The organism is Nesterenkonia muleiensis (genome assembly GCF_003600155.1).
GTDB lineage: Bacteria > Actinomycetota > Actinomycetes > Actinomycetales > Micrococcaceae > Nesterenkonia > Nesterenkonia muleiensis.
The window spans coordinates 94,681-120,032 of sequence record NZ_QWLD01000014.1 but is presented as its reverse complement, the minus strand read 5'-3'; the positions used below and the strand labels follow the sequence as shown (position 1 = coordinate 120,032).

Here is a 25,352-nt window from a genome sequence, read left to right as displayed (position 1 = left end):
ATGACTCGGCGCAGGCGCCGGTCCTCTCTCGGCTCAATCAGCCGTCGATGACGGCGGTGAGCTCGTCGAGAAAACTGGTGAAATCGGTCCCCCGGCGCAGCAGGCGCTGAACGGAGCCCCTTTCGTTGAAGACCTCCACCAGCTGCTCGAAGATGGTCTGAAATGCTTCCCGGTCTTCCTCGCTGAAGGCCACCAGCACCACGAACTGCACCCGGGAATCGCCCCAGTGCAGTGAACCGTCTGCGATGCCCACCGAAAGCACGGTGCGCCCAGCGGTCATCTTCAGCGCATGGGGCACTGCCAGTGCCTCGGTGAATGCTGTGGAGGACATCTGCTCGCGGGCGACGGCACGTTCGATGTAGTCCTGATCAATCACGCCCAGATCGACCAGTGAAGCGCCCAGGGCGCGGATCGCCTCCTCCTCGCTGCGGACCGTCAAGGGGCGGATGAAGGCATCCGGGTGGAAGTAGTGCCCCAGTTCCACTCGCAGCCGGGCTAAACGGCGGGCCCGGCGCCGTCGGGCTGCTACTGCAGCGATCCGTTCGGTGTCTGCATCGGTCAGCAGCGGCGGCAGCATCACGGTTCGTTCATCCGGTGTGGGCGGTTCGACAGTGGTCAGCACAAGGTCAGTGGTGATCTCTGCCCAGTCCGGGGTCATATCCGTCTCCACCGCGGTGACTTCCACAGAGGAGCCCAGGGACCGGTCGATGCGTGAGCGGAGCAGCTCATGAAGCTCGTAGTAGCCGGGACAGACGATGGTTGCGGTCAGCACAGCATCACTGCGGCGGTTGTGCTCAAGGCGTCCGCCCACGTGCATGGCGATATAGGCGATCTCGTCGTCGCCGAGGTCCAGCCTCAGGTGATCGCTGAGTTGGCTGGCAATCGACACTGCCACCTGGAAGACCATGGGGTAGGCCGATTTCAGGGACTTTGTCAGTGGGTTCCGTGACCAGGCCTGCTCCTTGGCCCGGTGCACTAGGTTCTGCACATGCAGGCTCAGCCGCCTGAGGAAGTCGGGGTGAACGATATCCACCAGATACTCATGAGCGGCGTGCTCGACAGCGCGGGTGACAACGGATTCGATCATCGGGTCCAGGGAGACCTCGCTGGTGCTGCCCTTCGGCGCCACTGCCCGGGTCAGCACCAGTGAGGCCAGATGGTGCAGATCACCGGCGCCCATTCGAGTGTCGAAGTGCCGCAGGGCCAGGTTGTCGAGCAGATCGGCGATCTGCTGCTGCTGCGCTGAGGGGTCGATGTGTGTACCGGACAGGGCCCTGCCCTGGGATACCCGGTCAGCAGCTATGGCAACATGCAGGATCACATCGGCGACCGCCAGCTCATTGACATAAAAACCCTGTTCGCCAAGCGTGGCGGCAAGCTCCTGCTTGAACGGGGAGAAAGACTCAGGGTCGATCGACTGCAGGCCGGCAGTGCCTCGCAGATTCGCCAGATCGGAGAAACCGCCGTCCATTTCGTCGTGCGCGAGCTTGGACACCAGCCGGCGCTGGGCAAGCTCATCGCCGAGTAGCACTACCCGGGGGCCGGAGCGCTGCAGCTGAAGTCCTGAGCTGCCGATCAGATCGCGCACCCGGACCAGATCTGACTCCACAGTGGCCTCAGAGACGTGCAGTCGCTCTGCGGTGCGGTGAATATCGAGCCCGGAGGGCGCGTGCAGCAGCTCACGGACCAGCGAATGCAGCCGGTCCTGGGGGGAGGTGGCGTCGGCCTCGCGCCGCAGTCCGGCCAGTACGCCGCGGTCCGCACGGTAGCCGGAGGGGCTGGACTCCACCGCGGTCGCTGGAGCGCTGCGAGCGTTCAGCTGCGCAATGTAGGACCGGATGCTGCGAGGTGTCACGCCCAATGAATCGGCTAATGATGAGGCGGTCGTCCACCCCTCTGCGCGCAGCAGAAGGCTGGCCAGTTTTTCGGGACGCCTGCGCATGTCACTCACCCTATGGCACTGCCGTGTCCACGAGATACCCAGAATTTTCCGTGCTGAGCCGGGCTGGGTCGACAATTTCCGCAGGGGCGGAAAGAACTGTGACTCCCAGACACTATCCATGTGTGCCAGATCACGGGAGAATTGACAGAAGACACCCGCCAACCGGAAGGCAACACCATGACCGCAACCCGTACCGTCAGCGTCGGCTCCTCCCAGGGGCTCCATGCTCGTCCAGCCAAGCTGTTCGTCGAGGCCGCTCAGGGCACCGGCGCTCAGGTGACCATCGCCAAGGGGGAGAAGTCGGTCAATGCGGCCTCGATCCTCGGTGTGATGTCTCTGGGCGTGGACAAGGGCGACGAGGTCACCCTTACCGCCGAGGGAGAGGGCGCAGAGTCTGCCCTGGACACGCTGGAGGAATTTCTCGTCACAGATCACGACGAGGCCTGAGCCCATGGCCGTTGCGTCCCAGTCCGTGCTGAAGGGCACCGGCATCGGTCAGGGGGTGGCAGTGGGCCCGGTGGCACGCATGTCCCCGCCTCCAGCCGTCCCGGCCGAGCAGTCCAGCACCCTGACCCCGGAGGAGGAGACTGCCCGGGTCCAGGAGGCTATCCAGACTGTGGCCGCGGACCTCACTGCACGCGGCCAGGCCGCCGGGGGGCAGGCCCAGGAAGTCCTCGAGGCCCAGGTGATGATGGCTCAGGACCCCACAGTCTCCGAGGCGGTGGCGGCCCAGGTCTCCGCCGGAACCACCGGTGAGTACGCCGTTCACGCTGCCTTCGGTGAGGTCGCCGAGACCCTGCAGGCGTTGGGCGGCTATCTCGGAGAGCGCGCGGCCGATCTCCATGACGTGGCGATCCGGGTCATTGCCGCACTGCGCGGTGAACCGGCCCCCGGCGTGCCGGACCCCGGGCACCCGTTCGTGCTGGTCGCCCAGGACCTCGCCCCGGCCGATACCGCTCTGCTGGACCTGGACAAGGTGCTGGCTCTGGTGACCATCGAAGGCGGTCCCACCTCACACACCGCAATCCTGGCCCGAGGCAAGGGCATCACGGCTGTGGTCGGTGCCAAGGAGGCCGCCGGGCTCAACGACGGAGACGAGGTGATCGTCGATGCGGCCAGCTCGGAGGTGGTCACCAACCCCTCCCAAGAGCAGAAGGACCGGGCTGCTGAACGAATTGCCCAGCGCGAGGCTGCCCAGGCTGCCCCCATCACCGACGGGGCGCTGGCCGATGGCACCGAGGTCCCGCTGCTGGCGAATCTTGGCAACCCCGAACACGCTGCTGAAGCCGTAGAGCTCGGAGCCGAAGGTGTGGGCCTGTTCCGCACGGAGTTTCTCTTCCTGTCCTCCGACTCCGCGCCGAGTGTGGCTGAGCAGCGCCAGTCCTACCAGCAGCTGCTGGAGGCATTCCCCGGCAAGAAGGTGGTGGTCAGGGCGCTGGACGCCGGGGCTGATAAGCCGCTGCCGTTCCTCAACGACGCCGAGGAGGAGAACCCCGCACTGGGCCTGCGGGGGTTGCGCGCGCTGCTGACCAATGAGGAAGTGCTGCGCGACCAGCTCACCGCGCTCGCCGAGGCAGATCGGGCCACCGAAGCAGACTTGTGGGTGATGGCGCCGATGGTCTCCACGGTCGAGGAGACCGAGACTTTCGCCAAATTCGCCCACCAGCACGGTTTGAAGACCGCCGGGGTGATGGTCGAGGTGCCCTCCTCGGCGCTGTTGGCCGAGCAGATCCTGGCCACCGCCGATTTCGCCTCCATCGGCACCAATGACCTCACCCAGTACACCATGGCCGCTGACCGCCTACTTGGGTCAGTTGCCGGTCTTCAGGACCCCTGGCACCCCGCGGTGCTCAAACTGGTCCGTGAAGTCGGCGTCGCAGGCACTAGGACCGGCAAACCAGTGGGAGTGTGCGGTGAAGCAGCCGCCGATCCGCTGCTGGCTGTGGTGCTGGTCGGACTCGGCGTCAACTCCCTTTCCATGGCGCCGGCAGCGCTGGCCGATGTGCGTGCTGAACTGCTGCACCACACCAAAGAGCAGGCCCAGGCCATTGCCGAGGCAGCTCTCACTGCCTCTACCGCCGCAGAGGCTCTCGAGGCTGCCCGCGCGGCTGCTGCATCCCACTCCACTGAATGAGAAAGAGCACCACTATGACAACGACGACGATGTCTCAAGACTCAGCTCCCGCGGCTGAGAAGAAGCCCGGAAGCATCCGGGTCGGGGTCCAGAAGTTCGGCTCCTTCCTCTCCGGGATGATCATGCCGATCATCCCCGCCCTGATCGCCTGGGGCATCATCACCGCCGTAGTGGTCAACATCAACGAGTTCTACGGTTCCTGGGTCCCGGCCGACGCCCTGGGTGAGACCATCGGTCCGATGATCCACTACATGCTGCCGGTACTCATCGCCGTCCAGGGCGGTTTCATGGTCTATCAGATGCGCGGCGCGGTGGTCGGTGCAGTGGCGACCTTCGGCACCATCGTGGGCTCGGACTGGCTCCTCGGAGACGAGGGCGAGATTCATATGTTCATCGGTGCGATGATCATGGGCCCGCTCTCGGCCTGGATTATGAAGAGGCTCGACGCCCTCTGGGAGGGCAAGGTCAAGGCCGGTTTCGAGATGCTGGTCAATATGTTCTCCGCCGGAATCCTGGCGTTCATCATGGCCGTGATCGGATTCTTTGTCCTGGCCCCGCCGATCAACTGGCTGATGGAGGTGCTCGGCAATGCGGTGCGGTTCCTGGTGGACAACGGCCTGCTGCCGCTGACCTCGCTGCTGATCGAGCCGGCTAAGGTCTTCTTCCTCAACAACGCCATCAACCACGGCGTGCTCACCCCGCTGGGCATCGCCGAGGCCTCCGGGGAGGCCGGAAAGTCGGTGCTGTTCCTGCTGGAGGCCAACCCGGGTCCGGGTATGGGCCTGCTGCTGGCTTTCAGCATCTTCGGCGTTGGAGCCGCCAAGGCCACCGCTCCGGGCGCACTGATCATTCAGTTCTTCGGCGGCATCCATGAGGTCTACTTCCCCTATGTGCTGATGAAGCCCGCCCTGCTGCTCGCTGTCATCGGCGGTGGTGCCACCGGCGTGACCACCAATATGCTGCTCGACGTCGGGCTGCGCGCCCCGGCTGCTCCAGGGTCGATCATCGCGGTGATGCTGCAGGTGGCGACCGACTCGGTGGTCGGAGTGATCATCTCGGTGCTTCTCTCGGCTGCGGTGTCCTTCACCATTGCCGCGTTGATCCTCATCGCCTCCCGCAAGCGAGACCTGGAGGCAGATGATCAGTTCTCCCAGGCTGTGGCGAGGACCGAGTCGGCTAAGGGCAAGTCCTCGGCGCATCTGTCCAGCCTGGCCGCCGGAGCTGCCAACGTTCCCGCCGCCGCTGCGCAGAAGATCTCCACCATCTACTTCGCCTGCGACGCCGGTATGGGATCTTCTGCCATGGGTGCCTCGGTACTGCGCAAGAAGCTCTCCGGAGCCGGAATCACCGATGTGCATGTCACCAATAAGGCCATCGCCTCCCTTCCCGGCGACGCTGACCTGGTCATCACCCAGCAGACACTGACCGACCGTGCCCGCCCCAAAGAGCCTCACGCCATCCACGTCTCGGTGGACAACTTCATGAACGCCCCGGAGTACGACGACGTGGTGGAGCTGGTCAAGAGCAGCGGAGAGGAAGATGCCGACGCTCAGGCGGAACAGGCGCCGTCGTCCGCTGCTTCTGCAGAGATGGGCGGTGGTACGGCCACTGCCGTGCAGACCAGTGTGCTCACCGCCGACCGGGTGCAGATCCGCGCCGGGGCCGCCACTCAGGAGCAGGCGCTGGCCGAGACCAGCCAGATCCTGGTGGCTGCCGGCGCGGTGACCGAGGAGTATCTGCAGGCCATGCGGGACCGCGAGGCGACCACCTCCACCTTCATGGGCAATGAGCTGGCCATTCCGCACGGGACCAATGAGTCCAAGGGTGCGATCAGGTCCAGCGCGCTGTCGGTGATCCGCTACGACGGCGGCGTCGACTGGTCCGGAGAGCAGGTCACCTTCGTGGTCGGCATCGCCGGGGTCGGTGATGAGCACCTGCAGATTCTTTCCAAGATTGCCGAGCTGTTCGCTGACGAGTCGAAGGTTGCCGAGCTGAAGGCCGCTGCCACCGAGGCCGAGCTCTACGACCTGCTCAACGACGTCAACGAGTAGTCAGAATCGCGTCAAGAAACTGCCGGAGCTGAACCCACAACTCGTGGAGCTCCGGCAGTTTCTAGACACAAGTTGGAGGAGAGACCCATGAAGGCAGTGCATTTCGGCGCTGGGAACATCGGCCGCGGATTCGTCGGCGTGCTGCTGCACGAGGGCGGATACGAGGTCGTGTTCTCCGATGTCGATGCGCCTTTGGTCGAGGCGATCAACGCCGCCGAGTCTTATATCGTCCATGAGGTCGGCGAGGGCGGCGAAGACCGGACCGTCACTGGGTTCCGGGCTGTCAACAGCGCCACGGACCCGGAGGCTGTGGCCGCTGAGGTCGCCGACGCCGATGTGGTCACCACCGCGGTGGGCCCGACAATCCTGAAGTTCATCGCCCCGCATGTGGTGGCGGGTCTGCGGCAGCGCTCTGCAGGCTCGCCGCCGCTGCAGGTGATGGCCTGCGAGAACGCTGTCGGCGCCACGGACACCCTGCGCGCCGAGATGGAGCAGCTCGTCGGCAGAGACTGGGCCCAGCTTGGGTCCAGGGCGGTCTTCGCCAATACTGCGGTGGACCGGATCGTCCCGGGGCAGGCGCCGGCGGCCGGAGTAGACGTCACTGTGGAGCCGTTCTACGAGTGGGCCATCGAATCCGAGCCCTTCGGCGAAGAGCGTCCCAACATCCCTGGTGCGCACTTCGTGAAGGACCTCAGCCCCTACATTGAGCGCAAGCTGTTCACCGTCAACACCGGCCATGCCACGGCCGCCTACCTGGGTCACGCCGCATCGATCAGCACCATCGCCGAGGCCCTGGCCGCCCCCGAGGTTTACGCGGGGGTGGAGGCGGCTCTGGAGGAGACCTCGTCGTTGCTGATCGCTAAGCACGGGTTCAGCGCCCTGGAGATGGCTGACTACCGCGAGACCATCCTGGAACGGTTTCGCAACCCTTTGCTGCCGGACACCACCGCCAGGGTCGGGCGGCAGCCCCTGCGCAAGCTCTCCCGTCACGAGCGGTTCATCGGCCCGGCGGCCCAGGCTGCCGAGCGCGGTCTGGAGGTGGAAGGGCTGCTCGCCGCCGTTGGCGCGGCCCTGCGCTTCGACTTGCCGGAGGACGAACAGTCAGTCGAGCTGCAGAAGAAGCTGGCCGAGGTCGGCGCAGGGTCGCTGAGTGCGGGGAATTTCACCGCCGAGGTGACCGGGCTGGAACCGGAGCACCCGCTGCACAGTCAGGTCGCAAGCGTCGTCGCCGCCGGTTCGTCCTGAGGGCGACTGGATCTGCTGCTTTGCCCCTTCCGCCTGAGGCATTGCCCCTGCGTTCTCCCGCCGTGACCTCACCTCGCTGCCAACCCTTTTTCCCTGCTGCCAACGTGATCCCCGTTGGCAGCGAGAACAAATGGTTGGCAGCACAGAGTGACAGGGTGCGGTGCGAGACAAAAAGGTTGGCAGCACGGATGGCAGGGGCTCTGGGCCGCTAACATAGAGCGGTGACCCAACCGCTCTGGAGCCCGGAGGCGCCCAACACTGTGATCGCCGGGGACAACCTGCCGGTGCTCCAGGCGTTGCCGGGGAGCTCTTTCCAGCTGATCTGCATCGACCCGCCCTTCAACACCGGCCGGCAGCAGCGCGCTCAGCCGATGCGTACCGTGCGCGACGCTGCGGGAGACCGTGTCGGGTTCAAGGGACTGACGTATCAGACCATCAGGGGAGTGCTGACCGCCTACGACGATGCCTTCACCGACTACTGGGACTTCCTGGCACCTCGGCTGGAGGAGGCCTGGCGGCTGCTGAGCCCTACCGGCACGCTCTACCTCCACCTGGACTACCGCGAGGTCCACTACGCCAAGGTGATGATGGACGCGCTCTTCGGCCGGGAGTGCTTCCTCAACGAGATCATCTGGGCCTATGACTACGGTGCCCGCTCCAACCGGAAATGGCCCACTAAGCACGACAACATCCTGGTCTACGTCAAGGACCCCAAAAGCTACTACTTCAACAACGGCGAGGTGGACCGGGAGCCGTATATGGCCCCGGGACTGGTGACCCCGGAGAAGGTGGCCCGGGGGAAACTGCCCACCGATGTCTGGTGGCACACCATTGTGGCCCCCAACGCGCGGGAGCGCACCGGGTATCCGACCCAGAAGCCGGTGGGAGTCGTCAAGCGCATGGTGGCCGCCTCCTCCCGACCCGACGACTGGGTGCTGGACTTCTTCGCCGGCTCCGGAACACTCGGGGCGGCAGCAGCGGAGCTGAACCGGAAGTACCTGCTCATCGACTCCAGTGCGGAAGCCGTGAACGTCATGCGCCGCCGGCTGGACAGCACGACGGCGCCCCCGCAGTTTCTCCGGCACGCAGAGTGAGTTGGCGGCGTCGTCGTCAACCCGGTATAGTTAGTCGCTGTTGTGCGTGTCCAGTTCTGCCTGGATTCGTGTCGAGGCGGTCCAGTTGCATGGCCACCGAAGCCTCCACGGAATCCAGCGGGAGACAACGGGCCCCGAACCTTCCCGGCCCTCACCCGGGAATCGGGCAGCGCGCTGAAAACAGCAGTCGCCCAAGGCGGCTGCGACCTGAAAGACGCGGAAGCCGGTGGTTTCCGCATCTGAGACCAAGTGCATCATGCGCTGGCCGGCAGTGAATCTCACACTCTGCCGAACAGCAGTATGAACCGTAGAAGACCGACCGTAAGGCATACCAACCGTGCGTACGTACACCCCCAAAGAAGGCGACGCCGACCCGCAGTGGCACATCATTGATGCCACCGATGTGGTCCTGGGCCGTCTGGCGACCCACGCAGCCCAGCTGCTGCGCGGCAAGCACAAGCCCACCTTCGCCCCGCATCAGGACATGGGCGACTTCGTCATCATCATCAACGCTGAGAAGGCCGCCGTCACCGGCGACAAAGCAGCCAAGAAGACCTACTACCGCCACTCCGGCTTCCCGGGCGGCATCAAGTCGATCACCTTTGAACAGATGGTCGAGCGTTACCCCACCCGAGCAGTGGAGCAGGCCGTCAAGGGCATGCTTCCGCACAACAAGCTCGGCGCCGCACAGCTGAAGAAGCTGCGCGTCTACGCAGGCAGCGAGCACCCGCACGCCGCCCAGCAGCCGAAGCCGTTCGAGATCACCCAGGTCGCCCAGTAATTCGGGCCCGACTCTAGAGACTTTTAGGAGAACCGTGGCTCAGAACACTGAAGAGCTCACCGAAACCGAGGAGCTGACCAGCTACACCTCGGAATCTGCCCAGACCACCACCGAGGAGCCTGCCGCCGAGCGCGCTCCACTGACCGTCCCCGGTGCGGCCATCGGCCGGCGCAAGCGTGCCCGTGCCCGTGTCCGCATTGTGCCCGGCACCGGCACCTGGACACTCAACGGCCGCAGCCTGGAGGACTACTTCCCCAATAAGCTGCACCAGCAGGAGGTCAACGACCCCTTCACCCTGCTCGGCCTGTCAGGTGCCTACGACGTCATTGCCCGCATTGACGGCGGGGGCCCCTCCGGCCAGGCCGGAGCCCTGCGCCTGGGCATCTCCCGTGCGCTCAACGGCATCGACCGTGACCACAACCGCCCGGCCCTGAAGAAGGCAGGATTCCTGACCCGTGACGCCCGTGCGGTGGAGCGGAAGAAGGCCGGCCTCAAGAAGGCCCGCAAGGCCCCGCAGTACTCCAAGCGTTAATCACGCTGCTCATACAGAGCTCAGACAGAAGTTGCCCCGCTCGGTACTCCAGGCGGGGCAATTCTGCATCATAGCTCCGGTGCACTGCTGACATGCTGAACATCATCCTCACCGGGCTCTGGATCGGCCTGGTCTTCAACGTCGCCCCCGGCCCGGTCTTCACCGAATCACTGCGCCGCGGTGTGCGCGGCGGATTCCGGCCCGCCCTCGCCGTACAGATTGGCTCACTGGTCGGAGACACCTTCTGGGCGGTCCTGGGACTGGCAGGTGCTGCGGCGTTGCTGACTCAGCCTCAGCTGCACATCCCCATCACTCTGGCAGGCTGCCTGGTGCTGCTGTTCCTCGGTGGGCAGGGAGTCTATGCGGCGCTGAAGCCCCCGGTGGCGGACGACGCGGCGCAAACAGTCAGTGCCACCAGCACCGCAGCGGGTGGCCCGCTGGTGGCCGGGGCGCTCATGTCCCTGGCAAGTGTCTGGAACGTCGTCTACTGGGGCGGGGCAGGTGGAGCCGTCGGCGGTGCATTGGGAGAGAACGCCGCGTTGGGCTCACTGCTGATCTTCTTTGCCGCCTTCATGGTGACCTCACTGGCCTGGTGCTTCATCTGTGCCGGGTTCATCGCCGGACTGCGGCGGGCCATGAGCCAGCGGTGGACGAGGCTGGTCGAAGGCGGTGCCGGTGCAGCGCTGATCGTCATGGCCGTCCTGTTGGTAATCCCGGTCTTCGAGGCCTAAGCCTGCGGCGGCCCCATCGTCACAGATCCATACCGAATTGCACTACTCCGGCTCTGAGCGGGGAAATTTTATGCCACGGGCATTAGACTCACGTTCGATATGACCAGATTGTTTGGAACCGATGGGGTTCGTGGTGTGGCCAATGGGCTGCTGACTGCGGACCTTGCCCTTCGTCTCTCTCAGGCCGCCGCAGTGGTGCTGGGACACCGTCGCAGTGCTGAGGGGAAGCGTCCGGTGGCGGTGCTGGCCCGGGACCCGCGCCTCTCAGGGGAGTTTCTCTCTGCTGCGGTGGAGGCCGGTCTGGCCTCCTCCGGCGTCGATGTCTATGACGCCGGAGTGCTGCCGACTCCTGCCGCGGCCTTCTTGGTGGCAGACTTCGAGGCCGATTTCGGTGTGATGATCTCGGCGTCGCACAATCCGGCCGCCGACAATGGGATCAAGTTCCTCGGTGCCGGCGGGCATAAGCTCAATGACGCGGTGGAGGACGAGATCTTGGCGCAGATGGGTCAGGCGCCGCTGCTGCCCACCGGCGCGGACGTCGGCCGGGTGAGGCGTTTCTCCGATGCGGAGGACCGCTATGTGGTCCATCTGCTGCAGTCTCTGGGCGGGGTGAGCCTGGAAGGCCTGAAGATCGTGCTGGACTGCGCCCACGGTGCTGCCTCCGGCTGTTCCCCCGAGGTCTTCGCCGCCGCAGGAGCCCAAGTGGTGGTGATCGGGGCCGACCCTGACGGTCTGAACATCAATGAGGGGTACGGCTCCACCCATGTGGAGAAGCTGCAGGACGCTGTGGTGGCAGAGGGAGCAGATCTGGGGATCGCCCATGATGGGGATGCTGACCGGTGTCTGGCGGTGGATCACACCGGTGCGGTGATCGACGGCGACCAGATTATGGGTGTGCTGGCCTTGGCGCTGAAGGAGGCCGGCTCGCTGCGTGATGACACTCTGGTGGTTACCGTGATGAGCAACCTGGGGCTGAAGCTGGGGATGGCAGCGGCCGGGATTCAGCTGGTGGAGACCGCCGTCGGGGACCGTTACGTGCTGGAGGCGATGCGTGCTGGGAGCTACTCCCTGGGCGGGGAGCACTCAGGACATCTGATCTTCGCCGACTATGCGACCACCGGCGACGGCGTGCTGACCGGTCTGCAGCTGGCCGCCCGGGTCGCTGCCACCGGCCGGTCCTTGCATGTGCTGGCCCAGGAGGCGATGACCCGGCTTCCGCAGGTGCTGATCAACGTCAAAGGGGTGGACCGGGCCAAGGTCAAGACCCATCAGGCGGTTCAGGAAGCGGTGGCGGCGGCCGAACTGCGCCTGGGGGAGGACGGCAGGGTGTTGCTGCGGCCCTCGGGCACTGAGCCGGTGGTGCGGGTAATGGTCGAGGCTGCTACCGCTGACCTGGCGCAGACCGAGTCCGAAGCACTGGCCGAAATCGTCAAAGCTGAACTTGCGCTGTGACGCTCCTCCCCACCCTCAATCGGAGGTGTGGAGCCGGTGGTGCTGCCGGGGGAGATTTGTCCCGCGGTACTGGGGCCCGTGTAAACCTCATGGACCGTCTGCGTGGCGTTGCCTCGGAGTGCACCGGCCCGTGGGTGCCGTTTCGGCTCAGAACTCAGGGAAGCTCAGAGTGGATCAGCCTGGAAGGGCCATGCTGATCTGACGGGCCGTCGCAGCAACAGCTGTGCCGTACTCCTCGAACTTGTCGGGTGTGATTCTGCTCGACGGACCGGATACTGATATAGAACCCACAGGGCCGAGCTCTCGGCTGATCAGGGCAGCGCCGATGGCGGTGATTCCCGAACTGAGGCCACCGGGGTTGATGGAGTATCCTCGGCGGCGAACAACATCGAGCTCGGCTCGTACGTCCTGGGGGTCGACCATGGTGTCAGGCGTCGACGCAGCTAAAGGACGTTGCAGATAGGCGTGGACAAACTCATCCGGTGAGTGCGTCAGGAAGGCGAGTCCGGTGGCCGAGGCATGCATGGGGATTCGCGATCCCAGGGCGAGAAATGCGCGCAGAACATGGGGAGTGTCCAGCCGCTCGATGACCACCATGCGAAAATCATCGGGCACTGCAAGGTGAATGGTTTCCCCCGTCTCAAGCTGCAGAGCGCTCAGGGGCCCAATAGCCACATCACGAATGCGGGAACCGCTGCTGCCCCGGCTGGTCACCGCATAGGCATGGACGGCGATAGACCATTTTCCGCTGTCCCGCTCTGCTCGTTCGATCCATTGAAGTTCTTCCAGAGTGACCAGGATGCGTTGGACCGTTGCCTTCGGCACCTCAACGGTCCTGCTCAGCTCGGAAAGTCCGACAGGTTGGAGTTCGGCTACGGCTTCTAGTACACGTATGGCAGTGGTCACACTTCGTGTACTCATCGGTTACTCCTAGCGGTTGCTGTCCCACAACCTAACAGATTCTTCATGCGTCCAAGGCCTTGGAAGTCCTCGGTGTCACCAGGCGCGATACAAGTGGCTTGATGAAGGGATAGACCAGGATTGCTGCCGCGATCAAGATGATGGTCAAGGAGATCGGCCTGGTGAGAAACACGGTGGCATCGCCACCGGACATCATCAGTGCGCGGCGGAAATTAGATTCGGCAATGGGCCCCAGGACGAAACCGAGGACGATGGTCCCCACCGGAAAGTTGTACTTCATGAGGAGGTAGCCGACCACGCCGAAGAGCAGCATAACCCATACGTCGAAGACAGAGTTCCGCAGACTGTAGGACCCAATGATGCAGAAAATCACGATCGCGGGCCCCAGCAGTGCATAGGGGATGTTCAGGACGTTGATGAGAACTCGGATCAGAGGTTTGGCGAAGATCAGAGCAAGAACATTCGCCACCAGGATCGCGGCGAAGATGGTGTAGACGAATGTCGACTGGGTAGTCATTAGGTTGGGGCCCGGTTGAAAGCCGTGCAGGATAAAGGCCCCGATCAGGATCGCGGTGGTGGCGCTGCCTGGGATGCCGAGTGCGAACAGGGGCACCAAGGAACCTACCGCGCCAGCGTTGTTCGCGCTCTCTGGCCCTGCCACGCCGCGGGGATCCCCTTTGCCGAACCTGGACTTGTCCCGGCTGAAGCGAACGGCCTGGGTGTAGCCCAGGATCGCGGCGGTGACTGCTCCGGCGCCAGGCAGGATGCCGATTGCTGTGCCTATCACGCCAGAGCGTCCCACCGTCGGGCCCACTGATGTGAGGTTTCGCCGGCTCCACACCTCCACTTTGCCGTACTTGGTATTGAATGTGAGATTGGTGTCCAGACGTGACCGGCGCAGCACTTCAGGGATGGCGAAGAGTCCGATCATCACGGGGATCAGCTCCAGTCCGGCACCGAGATCAGCAACGTTGAACGTCATGCGCTGGGTTGCTGTCATCGGATCATTCCCGATGCTGGCCAGAAGCATACCGAGGCCCACGCCGAAGACGCCCTTGGACACCTGGCCCGAGGACAGGGAGGCGACGATGGAAAGGCCCAGCAGCGCGATGGCAAAGAACTCCGCCGAGGAGAAGTTCATGGCCAGGGCAGCCAGCGGGGGAGTCAGCAATATCATGGCCAGGGTAGCGATGATCGCGCCGGTGCCGGAGGCGAGGATGCCGACGCCGAGGGCGCGCCCGGCTTGCCCGTTCTGTGCCATCGCATAACCATCGAGGACCGTCATCGATGACTCTGGGGTGCCCGGTGCCCGAAAGAGAATCGCCGTGACCATTCCTCCGTAGACTGAAGCCGCATAGATCACGGTAAGGAGAATGAACGCCTGTGTGGGTTCGAAAGCGTAGGTGATGGGAAGGAATACCACGACCATCATGGGGCCGCTGACGCCGGGAATCACGCCTCCGAGCAGACCGATAAGAGTTGCCAGGACGAGGATCAGCAGGTTCTCCAGACTCATCAGAGCCGAAAATCCTTCTGTGACAGACGATAGAAGTTCCATGAGGTGTGGACTACTTTCCTTGAACTAGAAGAAGAACGTGCTGATCTCGACGAAAGGCCCGCGTCCGCGGGGCAGCGGCACGTTCATCAGAATGCCGAAGATCACCGTTGTCAGAGCGACGTAGGTGATGCTCGCCAGAGTCGCCGAGAGAATCTTGCGGACACCGATGGTCCAGGCAAGCACCCATGCCATGACAAAGGTTGCGACCACGTACCCGAGGTAGGGCAGTGCTGCGACGTATGCGGCGATGATCCCTATCAGAAGTAAATGGTTGTACCTCCGCAGGACCTCCGGATCTGCTGCGGCAGGCTTCCCTGATGAGTCCTGAGGCTGAGCTGCCACAGGGTCGGAAAGGGCTCGCCGACTGCCTGCCAGCGCATTCGACGCGATCAACAGTCCTGCCACAAGCATGATGACCGCCGCTGCAGTGGGCCAGAAGCGAGGAGTTTGCAAGGCGGTGGCCGTCGATGCCGGAACCCCGGCGATGACGACGATGAGCGCCACGACGCCAAGCCCTGTCCACACCAGCGGCTCCAGCTGCAGCCTCTGTCTTCGTGAGGTGCGGTTCATAGGTGATCTGTCTGTGGTGGGGGAGGGAGAGGAGTGCACTACTGACCTGACTGTTCCAGCAGAGAGGACACTCGGTGGTAGTGCTCCTCCACAGACTCCTCATACTCCTGGTGGTCCAGCCATCCCTCACGCAGGTGGATGAACTGAGACTCCTCATGCTCCTTGTACTCCTCAGAGTCATAGACAGCCTGGAGAACTTCTTCGATCGCGACTACGGTCTCATCATCGGTGTCGGCGTGGACCATGATTCCCCGGGTTCCTCCGGTGGTGACGTCGTAGTCGTGTTCTAGAGAGGTCGGGATGTCCTCGAACCCCTCAATCCTCTCCTCGTTCATCGCAAGGACCGGAAGGACCTCTCCGGAATCGATTTGGTCCACCCAAGCCCCGATCTCCTCGGAGGCACCATGGACATTGCCGCTGAGCAGAGCCGCCAGCAGCTCTCCGGCTCCGTCAAAAGGCACATAAGAAATGTTCAGGCCGCTCTCTGCTGCCAGTTCCATAGTGGCGATATCAGCTTGGGCGCCCACACCCACGCCGCCAAGGCGAATCTCTTCCTCCTCAGCCAGATCGGCGAGCTCCTCCCAGCTCTCGTAACGATCGGGGTCGACCATCACGTGGACGATCTCATCTTGGAAACGGGCCACAGGCCGCAGGAAGTCGTACCCTGGATCGCCGAACTCTCCCTGCGCGGCAAGGGCGGCTAATGAGACGTCGATGAGCCACGTGTAACCGTCGGAAGCTCGGTTGTCTGCCTCCCGGATAGCGTTTGCGCCGCCGGCACCCTCCATATTGACGACTTGGACCCGCACCTCGTTCTGGTCTTCCACGATTGCGGCCACTTGGCGAGCGAAGACGTCAGCGCCGCCACCTGGACCGAAGCCCACCAGAATCTCGATGTCCTGCTCAGGATATGCCGCTGGGTCCCCGCCAGCCTCCTCGCCGCAGGCGGTGGCAGCAAGGATGCCTGCGATTCCTATCCCGGCACAGAGCCGTGCAATGGAAGATTTCATGGTTACTCCTTTGATCGCTCAGGTGAGCGTTCATGACGCTCATGATCGGTCCACTCTGTGAACCATCGTCTCATTTATATCGAACGAATGTAACGTACACCACAGATGAGGGCGTGACAATCCCCTGTTTTCGAGCAAAATTACCAGTTGCTCCAGCATGTGGAGTGATGTAGCTTACTGCTGTCATAAGATAATGATCCATCGGTTCATTCAGTGGACCAAACGCCTCTGGAGGCGTCGCCCGGTGAGCTTGACCAAGCGTCGTCTGATTCAGTGAAAGGGAACTATGAACTTACCTTTGTCCTCGGTGCGAGTTCTCGACCTCAGCCGGGCCCTCGCGGGACCGTACTGCACAGCCCTCCTAGCGGATATGGGCGCCGACGTTGTGAAGGTGGAGAGCATCCGGGGTGGTGACTCGGCGCGTCAGTGGCCGCCGTTCGAGGAGGAGCACAGCCTCTACTTCGACTCGACGAACCGGAATAAGCGCTCCATTGCGCTGGATCTGTACTCCGCTGAGGCGAAGGACCTGCTGCAGCGGCTTGTGGCTTCCTCCGATGTGTTGGTGGAGAACTTCCGTCCTGGAACCTTGGCCAAGATGGGTTTGCCAGAAGAGAAGATCCGGGCGCTTAATCCCGACATAGTGGTCGCTTCCATCTCGGGGTTCGGAGATGTCGGACCGCTGCGCAACATGGCCGGATTGGACCAGGTGATCCAGGGAATGAGCGGGTTGACCTCTGTGACGGGTCCGGATCGAGATCATACCTATCGGACCGGTGTCTCCATCATTGACATCACCACCGGTATGATCAACGCCTTCAACGTCGTGACTGCTTTGTTAGGACAGCGCTTTGGCTCCCCTGTGGGCAGGATGTCCACTTCGCTTCTGGAGACCGGACTTGCGCTCTCCGTCTTTCAGGGCCAGAGAGCCTTGAGCCTTGGCGCTGATCCTGAGCCGCAGGGCAACGATCACCCCACCATCACCCCGTATGGTGTTTTCGACACGGGATCTGTTCCCATCACGCTAGCTGTTGCGAACAATAAAGCCTGGGCGCGTTTCTCCGCATTGATCGGCTCGCCCGATCTTGCTGCCGACGATCGCTTCAGCAATGGTCAGCTGCGATCCGAAAACCGACACGCCCTCAAACCTCTGATCGAAGAACAGCTGATTCGCCGCAGTGCAGAAGCGTGGGTGGAGGACATACGTGCCTTAGGCATTCCCTGCGGCCCCATCTATACCTACAGTGAAGCTTTCGCAACAGACCAAGTTGCTGCGCTGAATATGGTCCACAAGGTTCAGCGGTTCGACGGTTCGGCCCTGCCTTTGCTGCGTGGTCCCATCACTGTCGACGGTGAGCCGGCCCCAGTCCGCATGCCACCGCCGGCTCTGGGAGAACACACTTTTGAGATTCTCCAGGAGATCGGTCTGAGCGATGATGAGATTGAGGCCCTCGAAAACAAAGGGCTTGTTCACGCGCCGGCGGCCGGAAGGCTGGTGGAACGAAAGTGAGTGCTGCGGGCGTTTCCCCAGCGGATCAAGGTGTTGTCGAGTGTACTGTCACCGACCGAATTGCTCATGTTGTCATCAGCAATCAGTCCAAGCGGAATGCGCTGACACAGCACATGTGCCTCGAGCTGAAGGATCTGATGCACTCCCTGACTGATGATCCCTCAGTGGCTCTCGTTGCGGTCAGCGGGGCCGGACCCGACTTCTCGGCAGGAGCGTCAATCGAGGAGCTTCCTTCGATCCTTTTTGAGCAAATGCCAGATGGTGGCTATGTAGACCACTTCTCAGCTGCAGACTCAGCGCTCACCCAGGTGAAGAAACCTACGGTGGCTCTGGTTCAGGGAGTGTGCATGGGAGGTGGGTGGCAGATTGCCTCAGCCTGTGACTTTATCGTGGCTTCGTCGAACGCCACGTTCGCCGTTACCCCTGCCAAAATCGGCATCCTGTACCCTCGTTCTGGGGTCGACCGGCTGGTCCGGCACGTTGGACCAGCCCGCGCCAAATACATCCTGATGACGGGAAAGACCTTCACGGCATGTCAAGCCCAAGACCTCGGCCTGATTGCTGATGTGGTGAAGCAGGATGAGTTCGGGGCCCGAACCAACGAGCTTTTGGAGGTGCTCCTCAAACGGTCACGCTTCACGCAGATCAAGACCAAGGAGTACATCGATGCCCCCTCTCCCGCTGCGCAGCAGGCCGACGCAATCTGGTCTCGAAACTGGAGCGAAATGATCGAGGGAGAGGACAGGCAGGTGGGAGTCGAGGCATTCCGGCAGCGAATCGAACCCCGGTTCACCTGGACTGCTCCCGCAGAGCAGCGATAACTGTCCGTTGTGAGACCCCGGTGAGCTCACCCTGGGAGGCAAACATCGTTCTTCTTAGGGGTGGGGAAAGGGGGCGTTGGGGTCGGTGGCTGGTCTTTTGGCAGCCTGGTGCAGTTGCTTGGTGCCTTCGTCGGGCTCCCCCGGTCAGCCGCTTCTACGATTGCTGGCTGCGAGCACAGCGATGATGGAGGCTCCTCAGGTCTTTAGTCCTTGCCCCAAAGGATGCCCTTGGCCCTGCCCAGCACGGACTTGTCCTTTGCCGCTGCCTCGGCCGCTTGTTGCGCCTGTTCCTCCAACTGGCGCTCTGCCTCCACAGCGGAGGCGAAGGCTGCGGGGTTGACCACCTCGGTCTGGACCTTGAGCTGGTCGCGGATCTCCTTCAGGAGGGTGACGTTCTCATCCTCTTCCTCTTCCGGGTCGCCGAAGGCCTTGTTCCGGGCCTCGATCATCTTGTTCATCGGCAGGATGACGAAGAAGTAGATCGCAGCGGCGATCAGCAGGAAGTTGACCACTTCGGTGACCAGCATGCCGAATCGGATCGGCGGGCCGTCCAGCAGAGTCACCGCCCAAAGATTGTCGAAGTCCGGCTCATCGACCAGGCTGGCGATCAGCGGCATCAGCACCGATTCGACCAGAGCGTTGATCACCGCTCCGAAGGCGGTGCCGATGACCACCGCTACGGCAAGGTCAATGACATTGCCCTGCCTGATGAAGGCGAAGAATCCCTTGAACATGTGCCCATCTTAGACCTGTGCTGCCCCTGTCCGGCAGGTATGCGGAAAACGACGCCGTGTCGGCACCACGGTGGAGATCACCACCAATCACTGCGCGGCCAGTTCGCGCTCTCCGCACCAGCTCTCAGGGGCTCAGATGCTCGGGATTCGGCTCGGGCTCGTCATACTCTGGTGCCGGGTCCTGCTCCCAGTACTCCTCCAGGGTGAGCTGTTGGTCAAAGACCTCCGCTGCAGTCTCTTCACCCACATAGCGCAGGTGCCAGGGCTCATACGGATAGCCGGTGATGTGCTCCATACCGTCGGGGTAGCGGATGACAAAACCGTGCTCATGGGCGTATTCGGCCACCCACTGCCCCTCCGGGGTATCCGCGAAGCACTCACCCAGCATGCAGTCCTGGTTGGCGATGGAGATGACATCGGCGGCCAGGCCCGTCTGGTGCTCAGAGTACCCGGGACGGGCCATGTAGAGATCGGTCTGCTCGGTGCCCACTTCAGCGTGCCGGGCGCCATAGATCTGCACCTGATAGTCGAAGGAGCGGTATCCGCTGACGAATCCCAGATGCATATCCTCCTCCGCCCCGGCGGCGAACAGCTCCTCCAGGGAGTCTGCGGCCTCCTGACGCAGCATCATCGCATCCTCTGGACCGTACTGCGGCACCTCCGGGTAGACGAGGTCCTCCGGGGCGTAATCCGGCGGGTCGAGGCGATTCTGCCGGTTGGCCAGCACATGAATCGAATCCGGGTCCCAGCTGGGGTCCGAGGCGCGGGTAGGGGTCGGGCTCGGCTCAGGGCTAGGGGTGTGCGGTGCCAGCGTAGTACTCGATCTGCCCGGTGTGTCGGTGGCTTCCGGCCCTGTGCTTTCCGGCCCTGAGACGTCAGGCCCTGTGATGTCCGGACCCGGGATCGTCGGCTCCGGATCCGCCTCAGCGCTGCAGGAGGCAAGCCCGAGTGCGCCGAGGCAGGACAAGAGCACGACGGCGCCCGCAGGTCGTCTGTGATCCACGCTCACACTTTCCTCAGCAGCACCCGGGAGACGCTGTGGTCATCGTCTTTGGACATCACCAGCCGGGCCCGGGAGCGTGTGGGCTGGATGTTCTCCCGCAGGTTCGGCCCGTTGGTCCGGTTCCAGATATCGGTGGCCTTGGCCACCGCCTCACCGTCGGTCAGCCGGCTGAACTGGTGGAAATACGCATCGGGATTGGCGAAGGCGCCGTGCCGCCAGCGCATGAACCGGTCGACGTACCACTGCTGGATATGGCGCTGCTTGGCGTCGACATAGATGGAGAAGTCGAAGAAGTCGCTCAGTGCCAGCCCGGCAGTGCCGTCGGCGCGCACCCGGGCGGGCTGAAGCACATTGAGCCCCTCCAGGATGAGCACATCCGGGCGGCGCACTGTGTGCTCTTCGCCGGGGATGATGTCGTACTTCACGTGGGAGTACACCGGTGCGGACACCTCAGGGCGGCCCGACTTGACCTCGGCGACGAACCGCAGCAGGCGGCGCCGGTCGTAGGCCTCAGGGAAGCCCTTGCGGTCCATCATGCCCCGGCGGTTCAGCTCTGCGTTCGGATAGAGGAAGCCGTCGGTGGTAACCAGCTCCACCCGCGGGGTGGAGGGCCAGCGGCGCAGCATCTCCTGTAGCACCCTGGCGGTGGTGGACTTGCCCACCGCCACTGAGCCGGCCACACCGATGATGAACGGTGTGCGCCGGGTCGACTCGCCGAGAAAGTCATTGGTGGCTGCCCGCAGCCGAGCGGCGTTCTCCACATAGATGTTCAGCAGCCGGGACAGCGGCAGGTAGACCTGGGCGACCTCATCTAAGGAGAGGTGCTCTCCGATGCCGCGGAGGCGGTCGACGTCGTCCTGGTTCAGCGGCTGCTCAATGGCCTCGGCGAGCCTCGCCCAATCCTTACGTCCCAATTCCACGAACGGGGAGAACGAGGAGGGGTCGTTGCCCACCGGCGGCGAACCGGCCCAAGGAGCGGTTCCGCTGACCTCCGGAGGCACGGGCACAGGGGAGGTAGGGGTGTCATCAAGCGGCGAGTGCACAGACCACACCATACAGGGCTGAGGCACCGGCCTTCATGCGTGAACGTGACGGCGATGTGCGCCGGACACTCATCTGCGGACGGTATTGTGTGCCGCATGTGTGGAATCGTTGGTTATATCGGTGTGCCGGAGAAGATCGCTGAGCATCAGGCGTTGGATGTGCTGCTGGAGGGTCTGCGGCGGTTGGAGTACCGGGGGTATGACTCTGCCGGGGTGGCGACGGTGGCCGGAGGCAGGGTCGAGGCGCGGAAGAAGTCTGGGAAGCTGACGAACCTGGTCCAGGAGCTTGAAGACGCCCCCCTGGCCCCGGCTTCGGTGGGGATCGGCCATACCCGGTGGGCCACCCACGGGGGGCCCACTGATGCCAACGCCCATCCGCATTTCGGTGATCAGGGCAGGCTGGCGGTGATCCACAACGGGATTATCGAGAACTTCGCGGAGCTGAAGGAGAAGCTGGCTGCTGCCGGGCATGGTTTCGAGTCGCAGACTGATACTGAGGTGGCGGCGAAGCTGATCGGTGATGCCTACCAGGGCACAGGGGATCTGACGGAGGCGATGCGGCAGGCGGTCAATGAGCTCGAGGGTGCGTTCACCTTGTTGGCGGTCCATGCTGATCAGCCTGACCGTGTGGTGGCCGCCCGGCGGAACTCCCCTCTGGTGGTAGGACTCGGTGAGGGAGAGAATTTCCTGGGCTCTGACGTCTCCGGGTTCATCGACTTCACCCGGGAGGCGGTGGAGCTGGAGCAGGACCAGATCGTGACGATCACCACCGATGAGGTCGCCATCATCAGTTTCGACGGCGCCCCGGCCCAGGGCAAGCGGTTCCACATTGACTGGGATGCCTCGGCGGCGGAGAAGGGCGGGTACGCCTCCTTCATGGAGAAGGAGATCAACGAGCAGCCCAAGGCGGTGGAGGACACCTTGCTGGGCCGCACTGATGCCTCGGGGAGGCTGACCCTCGATGAGCTGCGGATCAGCCCGGATCAGCTGAAGGACACCACGAAGATCATCGTGCTGGCCTGCGGGACCGCGGCCTATGCCGGGACGGTGGCCAAGTATGCCATTGAGCACTGGACCAGGATTCCGGTGGAGGTGGAGCTGGCCCATGAATTCCGGTACCGGGACCCGATCATTGATGAGTCCACCTTGGTGGTCTCGATTTCCCAGTCGGGGGAGACGATGGACACGTTGATGGCGGTCCGCTATGCCAAGGAGCAGGGGGCCAGGACCCTGTCCATCTGCAATACCAACGGGTCCACGATCCCGCGGGAGTCTGATGCGGTGCTGTATCTGCATGCCGGCCCGGAGATCGCGGTGGCCTCCACCAAAGCGTTCTTGGCGATGATCGCCGCCAGCTACCTGCTGGGCCTGTACCTGGCGCAGCTGCGCGGTCAGCTGTTCTCCGGCCAGATCAGTGACATTCTGGCCGATCTGCATAAGATCCCGGCCAAGATCCAGACCATCCTGGATGGGGCTGAGGCCATCAAGGAACTGGCCCGGAGCATGGCCCAGACCCCCAGTGTGCTGTTCCTGGGCCGTCATGTCGGTTTCCCGGTGGCCATGGAGGGCGCGCTGAAGCTCAAGGAGCTGGCCTACATCCATGCCGAGGGCTTCGCCGCCGGTGAGCTCAAGCACGGCCCGATCGCGCTGATCGAGGAGGGCCAGCCGGTGTTTGTGGTGGTGCCCTCCCCGCGGGGCCGGGACTCCCTGCACAGCAAGGTGGTCTCCAATATTCAGGAGGTCCGCGCCCGCGGGGCCAAGACCATCACCGTGGCCGAGGAGGGCGACGACGCGGTCGGTGAGTTCTCCGAGAACGTGTTCTTCGTGCCCGAGACCCAGCCGCTGCTGATGCCGCTGCTGACCACCGTGCCGCTGCAGATCTTTGCCTGTGCCCTGGCCACGGAGAAGGGCTACGACGTCGATCAGCCGCGCAACCTCGCGAAGTCTGTGACTGTGGAGTGATGAGTCGCACTACACCTGCTCCGTCATGTCCCTCCAGCGGCCCCAAGTTTCCTACTCCTCTTGAGCAGTCCGACTCTCATGGCAGTAGGAGAGGTCAACTAGAATAGGACCAGTCAACTGGATGAGGTCAATTCGGTCAGGAGGCAGGGTGATTATCGGAATCGGCGTTGACGTGGTGCTGGTGACTCGGTTCGGGCATCAGCTGAAGAAAGCACCGGCGTTACGGAACCGGCTGTTCGTCTCTGCCGAGCGTGAGCTGAGTACCCGGTCCCTGGCCGCCCGGTTCGCCGCCAAGGAGGCCGTGGCCAAAGCCCTGGGCGCACCGGCGGGGATGAACTGGCAGGACTGTCAGGTGGTGCTCGACGCCGCAGGCGCACCCACGGTGCACGTAGAGGGAACGGTAGCCAGGGTTGCAGAGGCCAAAGGCGTGAAGCGCTGGCATCTGAGCCTCTCCCACGACGGTGATGTCGCCACCGCCATGGTCATCGCCGAGGGCTGATGCGAGTTCGGTGACTAGAGTAGTCACCAGGAGGTGCCGATGCTCGTCCCTGTCTACACCGGAGACCAGATCCGTGCGGCGGAGAAGCCCCTGCTCGACTCCGGCCACGGCCCAGCCCTGATGCGCCGAGCCGCCTACGGACTGGCCCAGCAGATCGCCGGGGTGCTGAAGGGCGCAGTCTACGGGGCGCAGATCACCGGGCTGATCGGTTCGGGGAACAACGGCGGGGACGGACTCTATGCCCTGGCGTTCCTGGCCCGGCGGGGAGCCGCGGCACGGGCGGTTCTGGTCCGCCAGAACGTGCATCACGAGGCCCTGGAGGCATTCCGCGCCGCCGGCGGTCAGGCGGCTGATGCCGTCCCGGCCGGCACCCAGGTGCTCATCGATGCAGTCCTGGGCACCGGCTTCCGCGGTGAGTTCAGCACACCGGAGATCCCCGGGCTGGCCGGGGCGCTGAACACCCATCACGACGCCGCGGCACCGCCTCCTGTGGTGGTCGCCTGTGATCTGCCCTCCGGAGTCAACGCCGATACCGGGGCAGCCGGGCAGGGGGTGATCCGCGCAGACCACACCGTGACCTTCGGCGGGCTGAAGCAGGGGCTGCTGGCAGGGCGCGGAGGGCTGCTCAGCGGCCAGCTGCACAGTGTGGACATCGGGCTCGGTGAACACCTCCCCAGGACGCCTGTGCACTGGGCCGCCGGGCCCGCGCAGCCCACCGGGCCGACTGCGGCGGACCACAAGTACTCCCGCGGGGTCGTGCACGTGGTGGCAGGCTCCCAGGCATACCCCGGCGCGGCCCAGCTCACTGCGGGTGCGGTGCTCAGCACGGGTGCCGGAATGGTGACCCTCCAAGCACCGGTCTCTGTCCGTGAGCAGGTGATTGCCGTGCATCCAGAGGTCGTCGGCGTCTCAGGACCCGCCAGCTCAGGGGCAGTGAGCCGAGCCTCCTGCGTCGTCGTCGGTCCTGGCATCGGCGAGGATCCGGAAAGGCTCGAGGAAGCAGAAGGAGTGTTGGAGCGGGCCCTGGAGACCGGCACCGCCTGCGTGCTGGACGCCTCAGGGTTGGGACTGATCCGGGGGCAGCTGCGCCGGGGTGGGGGACTGAACAAGAACGTGCTGATCACCCCCCATCTGGGTGAGGCCAGGCAGCTGGCAGCAGTGATGCGCGACCGTCTGCTGAGCAGCATGCTGGAGAGCGCCTCGCCCAAAGCCGATCCGGTGGAGGTGGCACGGCGGATGGCCGGCAGACTGGACTGCACCGTGCTGCTGAAGGGGGCCTCCACAGTGATCGCCTCACCGCAGGGCGAGGTGGTCCTGCACCGGGCTCAGGCACCCGGGCTGGCCACCGCCGGCACTGGTGATGTGCTCAGCGGGATCCTCGGTGCGCTGGCCGCCAGCAGTGCTGGTCCCGCCGGCGGAGAAACCCCGCTTGGTCCACGACGTGGCCCGCGCAGCCGCGAGGCGCCTCCACGGGTCCTCCCTGACATGGCCCCCTCGGATACCGACGCGTCCGTGCGGGTCCCGGATGTCAGGAGCCCCGACGCCGCGGCTCCCCTCGGCTCGGGGGCAGCGGCACCGGCCTTAGCGCCTGAAGCGGACTGGCTGCAGGTGGCAGCGTTAGGGGTCGGGATGCACACCGCAGCAGCGAAGCATATCGACCCGGACGGGCGTGGCCGCTTCGGCGCCTCCCAGCTCATCACCGCACTGCATACCGCCGGTGATCCTGCATAGAGGCATGGAACTGCGCCGAATCAGCACCTGT

The 25,352-nt window shown here is 63.9% G+C and carries 22 protein-coding genes; 14 read left to right on the top strand and 8 right to left on the bottom strand.

Annotated elements, in window-relative coordinates; translation table 11 throughout:
- Positions 1-37: 37 nt before the first annotated feature.
- Positions 38-1,942 (bottom strand): BglG family transcription antiterminator, encoded by a 1,905-nt coding sequence (locus DVO78_RS04760; protein WP_120003666.1) that lies wholly within the window; start codon positions 1,940-1,942, stop codon positions 38-40.
- A 177-nt stretch (positions 1,943-2,119) separates the two neighbouring features.
- Between DVO78_RS04760 and DVO78_RS04755 the strand changes: the two genes are divergently transcribed.
- The 9 genes from DVO78_RS04755 to glmM all read left to right on the top strand — a co-directional run bounded on the left by DVO78_RS04755 (position 2,120) and on the right by glmM (position 11,962).
- On the top strand, positions 2,120-2,389 hold the full coding sequence (locus DVO78_RS04755; protein ID WP_120003707.1) for an HPr family phosphocarrier protein: 270 nt from the start codon (positions 2,120-2,122) through the stop codon (positions 2,387-2,389).
- A gap of 4 nt (positions 2,390-2,393) precedes the next feature.
- Positions 2,394-4,076, top strand: a complete 1,683-nt coding sequence (gene ptsP / locus DVO78_RS04750) for a phosphoenolpyruvate--protein phosphotransferase (protein WP_120003665.1) — start codon at positions 2,394-2,396, stop codon at positions 4,074-4,076.
- A gap of 14 nt (positions 4,077-4,090) precedes the next feature.
- The gene (locus DVO78_RS04745; protein WP_120003664.1) at positions 4,091-6,127 is read left to right on the top strand and encodes a PTS mannitol transporter subunit IICBA; all 2,037 of its coding nucleotides are present in this window, start codon (positions 4,091-4,093) and stop codon (positions 6,125-6,127) included.
- Positions 6,128-6,214: 87 nt separating this feature from the next.
- Complete coding sequence (locus tag DVO78_RS04740; RefSeq protein ID WP_120003663.1) at positions 6,215-7,372, top strand: mannitol-1-phosphate 5-dehydrogenase; 1,158 nt, start codon at positions 6,215-6,217, stop codon at positions 7,370-7,372.
- Positions 7,373-7,593: 221 nt separating this feature from the next.
- Positions 7,594-8,466: a DNA-methyltransferase gene (locus DVO78_RS04735; protein WP_120003662.1), complete on the top strand. Its 873-nt coding sequence runs from the start codon at positions 7,594-7,596 to the stop codon at positions 8,464-8,466.
- Positions 8,467-8,803: 337 nt separating this feature from the next.
- Positions 8,804-9,247, top strand: coding sequence for a 50S ribosomal protein L13 (gene rplM, locus DVO78_RS04730; RefSeq protein ID WP_120003661.1), 444 nt, complete (start codon positions 8,804-8,806; stop codon positions 9,245-9,247).
- 34 nt (positions 9,248-9,281) lie between these two features.
- Positions 9,282-9,779 (top strand): 30S ribosomal protein S9, encoded by a 498-nt coding sequence (rpsI, locus tag DVO78_RS04725; RefSeq protein ID WP_120003660.1) that lies wholly within the window; start codon positions 9,282-9,284, stop codon positions 9,777-9,779.
- 92 nt (positions 9,780-9,871) lie between these two features.
- Positions 9,872-10,510, top strand: a complete 639-nt coding sequence (locus DVO78_RS04720; protein WP_120003659.1) for a LysE family transporter — start codon at positions 9,872-9,874, stop codon at positions 10,508-10,510.
- Between the two features lie 99 nt (positions 10,511-10,609).
- A complete protein-coding gene (gene glmM, locus DVO78_RS04715; protein ID WP_120003658.1) occupies positions 10,610-11,962 on the top strand; it encodes a phosphoglucosamine mutase in 1,353 nt (450 codons plus the stop codon).
- Between the two features lie 174 nt (positions 11,963-12,136).
- On the opposite strand, the gene DVO78_RS04710 is transcribed toward glmM, so the two are convergent.
- The 4 genes from DVO78_RS04710 to DVO78_RS04695 form a co-directional block, all read right to left on the bottom strand.
- Positions 12,137-12,883, bottom strand: a complete 747-nt coding sequence (locus tag DVO78_RS04710) for an IclR family transcriptional regulator (RefSeq protein ID WP_120003657.1) — start codon at positions 12,881-12,883, stop codon at positions 12,137-12,139.
- Positions 12,884-12,926: 43 nt separating this feature from the next.
- Positions 12,927-14,399 (bottom strand): tripartite tricarboxylate transporter permease, encoded by a 1,473-nt coding sequence (locus DVO78_RS04705; RefSeq protein WP_120003656.1) that lies wholly within the window; start codon positions 14,397-14,399, stop codon positions 12,927-12,929.
- Between the two features lie 66 nt (positions 14,400-14,465).
- Entirely contained in the window at positions 14,466-15,011 is a 546-nt protein-coding gene (locus DVO78_RS04700) for a tripartite tricarboxylate transporter TctB family protein (protein ID WP_120003655.1), read from the bottom strand.
- A gap of 38 nt (positions 15,012-15,049) precedes the next feature.
- Positions 15,050-16,021, bottom strand: coding sequence for a Bug family tripartite tricarboxylate transporter substrate binding protein (locus DVO78_RS04695; protein ID WP_120003654.1), 972 nt, complete (start codon positions 16,019-16,021; stop codon positions 15,050-15,052).
- Positions 16,022-16,307: 286 nt separating this feature from the next.
- Between DVO78_RS04695 and DVO78_RS04690 the strand changes: the two genes are divergently transcribed.
- Together DVO78_RS04690 and DVO78_RS04685 are read left to right on the top strand one after the other, a co-directional pair.
- Entirely contained in the window at positions 16,308-17,528 is a 1,221-nt protein-coding gene (locus DVO78_RS04690) for a CaiB/BaiF CoA transferase family protein (protein WP_120003653.1), read from the top strand.
- Positions 17,525-18,349: an enoyl-CoA hydratase/isomerase family protein gene (locus tag DVO78_RS04685; protein WP_120003652.1), complete on the top strand. Its 825-nt coding sequence runs from the start codon at positions 17,525-17,527 to the stop codon at positions 18,347-18,349. Before DVO78_RS04690 ends, DVO78_RS04685 begins: the two co-directional genes overlap by 4 nt.
- Positions 18,350-18,552: 203 nt before the next feature.
- On the opposite strand, the gene mscL is transcribed toward DVO78_RS04685, so the two are convergent.
- The 3 genes from mscL to coaA form a co-directional block, all read right to left on the bottom strand.
- On the bottom strand, positions 18,553-19,083 hold the full coding sequence (gene mscL / locus DVO78_RS04680; protein ID WP_120003651.1) for a large conductance mechanosensitive channel protein MscL: 531 nt from the start codon (positions 19,081-19,083) through the stop codon (positions 18,553-18,555).
- 124 nt (positions 19,084-19,207) lie between these two features.
- Positions 19,208-20,086 (bottom strand): M15 family metallopeptidase, encoded by an 879-nt coding sequence (locus tag DVO78_RS04675; RefSeq protein WP_157983877.1) that lies wholly within the window; start codon positions 20,084-20,086, stop codon positions 19,208-19,210.
- A gap of 2 nt (positions 20,087-20,088) precedes the next feature.
- Positions 20,089-21,129, bottom strand: a complete 1,041-nt coding sequence (coaA, locus tag DVO78_RS04670) for a type I pantothenate kinase (protein WP_420799052.1) — start codon at positions 21,127-21,129, stop codon at positions 20,089-20,091.
- Positions 21,130-21,225: 96 nt separating this feature from the next.
- Here coaA and glmS point away from each other — a divergent pair, with 96 nt between their 5' ends.
- The 3 genes from glmS to DVO78_RS04655 all read left to right on the top strand — a co-directional run bounded on the left by glmS (position 21,226) and on the right by DVO78_RS04655 (position 25,321).
- Positions 21,226-23,091, top strand: coding sequence for a glutamine--fructose-6-phosphate transaminase (isomerizing) (gene glmS, locus DVO78_RS04665; protein WP_120003648.1), 1,866 nt, complete (start codon positions 21,226-21,228; stop codon positions 23,089-23,091).
- Between the two features lie 148 nt (positions 23,092-23,239).
- Complete coding sequence (locus DVO78_RS04660; RefSeq protein WP_120003647.1) at positions 23,240-23,590, top strand: holo-ACP synthase; 351 nt, start codon at positions 23,240-23,242, stop codon at positions 23,588-23,590.
- 39 nt (positions 23,591-23,629) lie between these two features.
- A complete protein-coding gene (locus DVO78_RS04655) occupies positions 23,630-25,321 on the top strand; it encodes an NAD(P)H-hydrate dehydratase (protein WP_120003646.1) in 1,692 nt (563 codons plus the stop codon).
- The last annotated feature ends 31 nt before the right edge of the window (positions 25,322-25,352 follow it).